Origin of the sequence: Chloroflexus sp. (genome assembly GCF_049970315.1) — a bacterium.
GTDB lineage: Bacteria > Chloroflexota > Chloroflexia > Chloroflexales > Chloroflexaceae > Chloroflexus.
The window spans coordinates 41,921-47,296 of record NZ_JBMFNE010000030.1 but is presented as its reverse complement, the minus strand read 5'-3'; the positions used below and the strand labels follow the sequence as shown (position 1 = coordinate 47,296).

Here is a 5,376-nt window from a genome sequence, read left to right as displayed (position 1 = left end):
ATGATGACGGGGGGAATTGAACGACCCAACCGCAGACGAGGCGCGTGAAACCTGCTATGGCAGCAAGAAGATCTGTACTTCGCCGTTACGTGCATTGCGGGCGGTGAGTCGGTAGCGAATCTGGCCCTGATCGTCGCTGCGGATCGGGCCACTGCGCGTCACTTGCGATCCCGGCCGGCTCGCCAAAACGAACGAGACCGCACCGTCAGGCTGGATGAGGTCAATTTGCACATCACCTGACTCGACCGACAGGAACACGATTGCCTGTACCTCGGTGTTGGGCGGTAAGGCAGGCACCCGATACTCGTCGGCGCCCTCGGCGCTGACAAAGGTCGTTAGAATGTTGGCTGCACTGCCCTGGAGGGAGACCGTCGTCTGCTCGCCGGTGATGAGCAGGCAGCCGGTAAGGAGCATAACCCAGCCGCTCAGGCAGAGTATCGCGATGATCTGCCTGAGCGCCGAGCCAAACCGTCGATCAACCATATGACTCTGGACGGTAATCAACGGTGTAGGTTTCTTGTTGGGGCACCAACTCAACCCGAGCCGGTTTGCGTGACACGAGACGCAGATCGACGCCACAATTCCGATTGGCACACACGACAAGCCCGCCGACGGGCACATACGGAAAAATCGCGAGTTTCTGTTTGCAGGATGGACATTTAACAATTTCGACGGACATACCAGTACACCTATCAGGATGGGCACAGCAGTGCGGTGCCCATATGTTGGCAAACACGACGCCACTTAGCCGTTCTTACGAATTCTTCACCACGGTTGGTTCAGCAAAGAGTGCGTCAACGAACGTTTGGGCATCAAACAGGGCCAGATCATCGAGCTTCTCGCCGGTACCGATGTAACGAATAGGCCGTTCGATGTCTTGCGCAATGGCAAAGGCGATCCCACCCTTTGCCGTCCCATCCATTTTCGTCACGGCCACATCAGTCACACCGGCAGCCTTGAGAAAAGCTTTGGCCTGTAACACCCCGTTCTGGCCGGTGGTCGCATCGATCACCAGGATCGTCTCGTGGGGCGCACCGGGCAGCTTACGCGCAATAATATTGCGAATCTTCTCAAGCTCTTGCATCAGATTGTACTTGGCATGCAAGCGACCGGCGGTATCGACGATCAAAATGTCGACATCCTGCTCCAGCGCAGCATCGATGGCTTTATAGACCACCGCAGCGGCATCGGCGCCTTGACCAAGGCTGACGCATGGCACGCCGGCTCGCTCTGCCCACGTCTCAAGTTGCTCGGTGGCAGCAGCACGGAAGGTATCACCGGCGGCAAGCAGTACCTTCTTGTCGAAGCGATTTTTATAGCGGTGAGCAAGCTTCGCGATGAGGGTGGTCTTGCCGGCCCCATTCACACCGACGACCAAAATCACATACGGTTTGGCATCAGGACGCTGTTGGCCAGCATATTCGGCAAAGGTACGCACCATCTCGGCCTTGAGCATCTCGCGCGCTTCACGTGCTTTCTTGACACCGTAACGATTCACGCGGTCGATGGTGCGATTGACGAGATACTGCGTTGTTTCCAGACCGACATCAGCCTGGATCAACGCCTCTTCAAGTTCGTCCCACAATTGATCGGTGATCGGATCATCGTTGGCGAAGAGTTTTGCGATCCGACCAAAAATACCCTGGCGTGATTTTTCCAGTGAAGCAGCAACCTGCTCTTGTTCACGGGCAGCTTCTTCTTCGCTACGCGGTGCATCTTGAGCGCGTCCAAAGAGACGGCGAAACATATCGGTTCCTCGCGAGTGATGGTTGGCGCAACTTTCACTATTCGGCGCCACAATCACAACATGGTTGTCGTCAGCGCGCCAGTTTAACCGGCGATACAGTTTGATTATAGCCGATCACGTCGGTTGATGTGGCAGCATATGCGCCGGCAGCCTGCCACCAAACCGCGACTGTGGCCGGGCTAGAGCCGTACCAGAGCCGGTCGGGACGTGGATCGTGGCGGAGACCGGGAATAACGATCTGCAACGCACCGGGCAACAGGCCGTAGTCAAGCGGAACGACACCATCACCCCATTGTGCGCCCTCGCCGCTAATGAGACGATAGCTCTGATACGCACCACGTTCGGGTGGTGGACCATTGGGATCGCCGAAGATGCTGCGCCCGATCACACTCACATACTGCACCTCTGACCAATACGCACCCGGATAACGCTGTTCGACCCAGCGGATTTGGTTGAGGCCGCCAATCCGTCCGGTGCGCTCGGTACGCTGCGGAGTGCCAAGGGTGATAAGCATAGCAACTCGCTGATAACCGTTACAGACGTAACCGCGGTAGGGTTGATCACCGAGGAAGATGCGGGCCAGTATACCACCGGCGCTATGGGCAACCAGTGTGACACGCGAGCTGTTAGTAGCGGTAAGCACGTGGTTCACTGTGCGGTCGAGCTTGCGCAACAGCTCAGCATAGCTGTCGGTCAACGTAACCCACGCCCAATCAAGGCGGTTGATCGGCGTAATAAAGACCGGCCGTCCACTCACCTCGGCGAGGTACGTCTGTAATGGTTGATACAGTTTTGGTTCGCTGGCAAAACCACCGACGATCAAAATTGGTGTGTTGGTCATCATGAATTATTCGTAGTATACTGTGAACAGGTTTTGCACAGATATTGTACCAAAGAATGGCAATGCCTGCACTTTGCGAGAGGGCACGTATGGAACTTATCATCAATGGTCAGCGTTACACTGTCGCCAACGAACCGACCCGCCCATTACTTTACGTCCTCCGTGATGAGTTGGGCCTGACGAGTACCAAGTTTGGGTGTGGAGCAGGGATTTGCGGAGCATGTACGGTTCATATCAACGGCAAAGCAACCCGCAGTTGCCAAATGATGGTGCATACGTTGGCCGGATCCACGATCACAACCATCGAGGGGCTAGGGAATGGCGAGCGATTGCATCCGGTCCAGCAGGCCTTCCTCGAGCTACAAGTACCGCAGTGCGGTTGGTGTATGAGTGGGCAAATGATGACCGCCGCCGCACTCTTGGCCGAGACACCCAACCCGACCTATGATGAGATGATCGCAGCGATGCGCTACAACTACTGTCGGTGTGGTTCGTATGCTCGCATTGCACGTGCCGTCATGCGTGCCGCCGAATTGATACGGGAGGAGGCAGCATGAAACGTGAGACACGCCCACAACGCTGGCGCATGACGCGACGTGGCTTTTTAATCGGATTGGGATTGGTCGGCGGTGGCCTGGCACTCGGCGCGACGCTAGGATTACCGGCAGCCCGGTTGGCCTTGGCCGATTTTTTTGGTGATGTGATCGAGATACCCTCATCTTTTTCACGAGAGCCGGCCGTCTGGTTCAATATTCAACCTGATGGGCGAGTAATCATGGCGATGCCGAAGGTCGAGATGGGGCAAGGGGTGCATACGGCGCTCGCCCAAATTGCGGCGGAAGAGTTGGGCGTAGCGTGGGAGCAGGTCGGGATTACGCAGAGTAGTTCGATTGGGCCGGTACGTGACGGAGCCGGTACCAGTGCCTCGTATTCAGTCATTTCGCTCTTCCCGATTTTGCGCGAAACGGCGGCTACCATGCGTGAGATGCTGCGAATAGCCGGAGCTAAGGAACTAGGGATTGAGCCAACACAGACGCAGATCGAGCAAGGATTTGTGATTGACGCAAGCAACCCAGCGCGGCGGATCGGTTTTGGCGAACTTGCCGCGCAACCACGTGATTGGCAGCCACCGGAAGCAGCACCGCTCACTCCGCCTGAGCGCTGGCGAATTATCGGGCAACCAGTACCTCGGCTCGATCTACCGGCAAAAATTCGGGGTGCTGCGATTTATGGCTACGATGCGCGTGTAGAGGGCATGCTGTACGGTGCAGTCGCTCGTCCGCCTCGGCTAGGGGCAAAACTACGGCGTGCTGCACCGGGTACAGCGCTCGAACGACCAGGTGTGGTGCAGGTTGTGATCCGCGACGGCTTTGCCGGAGTAGTGGCCGAGTCGCGCCTTACCGCCTACGCCGCGCTCAATGACCTTGAGCTAGAGTGGGAGTTACCGCCCCCCTTCACGCACCGCGACCTCGAAGAGCAATTGGTGGCGCAGGTCGGGTCGGGCACACCCGTTCAACAACGCGGCAATGCCGCGAGCGCATTACGCACGGCTCAGGTGATCGAGGCAGTTTACCGCACGCCACTCGCCGCCCACGCCAATCTTGAACCGCAAGCCGCGTTGGTCGATGTGCAACCTGACCAGGTGCGAGCGTGGGTGAGTACACAATCGCCGGTACAGGTGGCGAATGCGATAGCCAACCTGTTGGGTCGTAAAGCAGAAACGGTCGAAGTCACCCCAACGTACCTCGGCGGCGGGTTTGGTCGTAAAGTCACGACTACCGTCGCGAGCGAAGCGGCGATACTCTCGGCAGCAGTAGGTAAACCGGTGCATGTCGGTTGGACGCGCACCGAAGAGTTTCGTCATGGCTATCTCCGGCCACCGACCTACGCCGCTTTCCGAGCTACGCTCGACGCAGATGGCACCATTGCCGCACTCGAACAGCGGCACGCCAGCGGAACGGTACTCTTTGACCTCTTTCCGGCGCCGCTGCGGTGGCTGATCGGTAGTGATTTCGGCGGCTGGCGTGGAGCACGGCTAATCTACAACATTCCCAACCTGTTGGTGACGGCGCAAACGGTAGCACTACCGGTGCCGACCGGACCGTGGCGTGGGTTGGGTCTGCTGGCTAACGTCTTTGCCGTCGAGAGCTTCATTGACGAACTATCCCATGCAGCCGGCAGTGACCCACTTGCGTTTCGATTGCGCCACTTACCCGATACCGAACAGGGCCGACGAATGGCAGCAACGCTACGCACGGTCGCGTCCATGGCCGGATGGGATCAACCACCGCCGGCAGGACGTGGGCGCGGTCTAGCATGCAGTGTAGACGCAGGCACAATGGCTGCGCATATTGCCGAGGTCGGTTATGAAGGTGACCGGTTGCGCGTGTATCGGGTCTGGGCGGCGATTGACCCCGGTCTTGCAATTAACCCTGACGGGTTAGCCGCACAAACCGAGGGTGGGATCATGATGGGGCTAAGTGCCACTCTGTTTGAACGGGTGACAATCAGTGAGGGGCGGATCGAGGTCGGTAATTTCGACCGCTATCCGTTGCTGACCATCGCTGATGCACCAGAGATCAGTGTAGAGATTCTGCGGAGCGGCAACCAGCCGTTTGGAGGCGGCGAACCGCCGATGGGACCGATTGCCGCCGCAGTTGCCAATGCAATCTTTGCGCTGACCGGTGAGCGGAAGCGGCAACTACCGTTGGTTTGACAAGGCGCAGCGGACGCTGAACGCAACGGCGCTAAGAGCGCAGCGGACGCTGAACGCAACGGCACCACGAGC

General features: G+C 58.1%; 5 protein-coding genes. 2 read left to right on the top strand and 3 right to left on the bottom strand.

The window, feature by feature from the left end; genetic code table 11:
* Positions 1 to 54: 54 nt before the first annotated feature.
* The 3 genes from ACP5OT_RS16055 to ACP5OT_RS16045 all read right to left on the bottom strand — a co-directional run bounded on the left by ACP5OT_RS16055 (position 55) and on the right by ACP5OT_RS16045 (position 2,591).
* Entirely contained in the window at positions 55 to 594 is a 540-nt protein-coding gene (locus ACP5OT_RS16055) for a hypothetical protein (RefSeq protein ID WP_424675344.1), read from the bottom strand.
* A 160-nt stretch (positions 595 to 754) separates the two neighbouring features.
* Positions 755 to 1,747, bottom strand: coding sequence for a signal recognition particle-docking protein FtsY (gene ftsY / locus ACP5OT_RS16050; RefSeq protein ID WP_424675343.1), 993 nt, complete (start codon positions 1,745 to 1,747; stop codon positions 755 to 757).
* A gap of 70 nt (positions 1,748 to 1,817) precedes the next feature.
* Positions 1,818 to 2,591, bottom strand: a complete 774-nt coding sequence (locus tag ACP5OT_RS16045) for an esterase/lipase family protein (protein WP_424675342.1) — start codon at positions 2,589 to 2,591, stop codon at positions 1,818 to 1,820.
* An 86-nt stretch (positions 2,592 to 2,677) separates the two neighbouring features.
* On the opposite strand from ACP5OT_RS16045, the gene ACP5OT_RS16040 reads away from it, so the two are divergent.
* Together ACP5OT_RS16040 and ACP5OT_RS16035 are read left to right on the top strand one after the other, a co-directional pair.
* The gene (locus ACP5OT_RS16040) at positions 2,678 to 3,145 is read left to right on the top strand and encodes a (2Fe-2S)-binding protein (RefSeq protein ID WP_424675341.1); all 468 of its coding nucleotides are present in this window, start codon (positions 2,678 to 2,680) and stop codon (positions 3,143 to 3,145) included.
* Positions 3,142 to 5,304 carry a molybdopterin cofactor-binding domain-containing protein gene (locus ACP5OT_RS16035; protein WP_424675340.1) on the top strand — a complete coding sequence of 721 codons (2,163 nt, stop codon included), beginning with the start codon at positions 3,142 to 3,144 and terminating at the stop codon, positions 5,302 to 5,304. The genes ACP5OT_RS16040 and ACP5OT_RS16035 overlap by 4 nt, the downstream gene beginning before the upstream one ends.
* Positions 5,305 to 5,376: the final 72 nt, after the last annotated feature.

Excerpts from the sequence above, each read along its gene's own strand:
- ACP5OT_RS16035 (WP_424675340.1), top strand. The coding sequence starts at position 3,142 with ATGAAACGTGAGACACGCCCACAACGCTGGCGCATGACGCGACGTGGC.
- ACP5OT_RS16045 (WP_424675342.1), bottom strand. The coding sequence starts at position 2,591 with ATGATGACCAACACACCAATTTTGATCGTCGGTGGTTTTGCCAGCGAA.
- ACP5OT_RS16040 (WP_424675341.1), top strand. The coding sequence starts at position 2,678 with ATGGAACTTATCATCAATGGTCAGCGTTACACTGTCGCCAACGAACCG.
- ftsY (WP_424675343.1), bottom strand. The coding sequence starts at position 1,747 with ATGTTTCGCCGTCTCTTTGGACGCGCTCAAGATGCACCGCGTAGCGAA.